This is a genomic window from Halomonas sp. AOP27-A1-41 (assembly GCF_052378605.1).
Classification (GTDB): domain Bacteria; phylum Pseudomonadota; class Gammaproteobacteria; order Pseudomonadales; family Halomonadaceae; genus Vreelandella; species Vreelandella citrativorans.
Genome location: NZ_JBQSXT010000072.1, coordinates 1 through 354 on the forward strand (window position 1 = coordinate 1; position 354 = coordinate 354).

General features: G+C 51.4%; 1 protein-coding gene. It reads right to left on the reverse strand.

Translation table 11 applies throughout. The annotated features are described in order from the left end of the window. Positions 1-353 (reverse strand): transposase (locus tag ACT3TC_RS17150; protein WP_444641164.1); only part of this gene is annotated, 353 nt, incomplete at its 3' end. Position 354: the final 1 nt, after the last annotated feature.

Below are 354 nucleotides of genomic sequence, written 5' to 3' on the forward strand. Positions count from 1 at the left end.
ATCGCTCTGAAACTGCTCGCTAATTTTTCGTAGCGCGTTGCAAATCGACGTAACTCTTTAAGCCATCCAAAGCAGCGTTCTACCGCGTTTCTCTGGCGGTATCTGTGCTGATCAAAACGCCTCGGCAAACCAGGGCGTGTCTTGCGATGCATTTGACGTTGCGCAATAACGGGTTTTATACCGTGCCTGTCACAGTAACGGCGCAGTTCATCACTGTCATATCCTTTATCAGCGACCACGTAGCGGCTACGTTTGCGAGGCCTTCCAACACGGCCTGGTAGATAAACACTCTCCAGCGTCGAGATGAAATGTCGAGAATCAGCCTGCTGTCCTGGAGACAGGGTAAATGCCAGC